Genomic DNA, 463 nt, shown 5'->3' with positions numbered 1-463 from the left:
ATGTGTATAAGAGACAGGTACGCCACCGCCGCCCGTCCCCGCCGGCCGCGGGCCCGTAGGAGCGATGGCCCCCGTCCCGGGCCCCGCCCGGCCCCCGGCCCCGCCCGCCTACGCGTACGCGTACGCGGAGACCCCCGCCGAGACCACCACCCGGCTGCGCCCCGTCCGCACCCGGGGCCCGGCCAGGACCGCCCTGGCCGCCGCCTGCGCGGTGCTCGGCCTCGGACTGATCGGCGGCGCCCTCGCCGGCACCTGGCTCACCGAGGACCGGGCGGCCGACCCGGGGACCCGCAGCGCCTACACCGTGGGCCGCTCCGCCTGGCACAGCGTCCCCGTCGACACCCTCTTCCCGCGCACCCTCAAGGGCGACGGCGCGGGGCCGGGCGCCACCGACCGGGTCTGGACCCGCGTCGGTGTGGCCGCCGACAGCGGCTGCGCGCCCGGACTGGACCCGCTGCTCCTC

Annotated in this window: 1 pseudogene; it reads left to right on the top strand. The window is 79.7% G+C overall.

The annotated features are described in order from the left end of the window. Positions 1–64: 64 nt before the first annotated feature. Positions 65–463: pseudogene (locus tag IH13_RS0129960) on the top strand (hypothetical protein); the annotation flags it as partial.

Source organism: Streptomyces sp. NRRL WC-3549, from assembly GCF_000721935.1.
Taxonomy (GTDB): domain Bacteria; phylum Actinomycetota; class Actinomycetes; order Streptomycetales; family Streptomycetaceae; genus Streptomyces.
The sequence above is the reverse complement of the archived record's forward strand: the minus strand, read 5'-3'. Positions and strand labels throughout refer to the sequence as shown.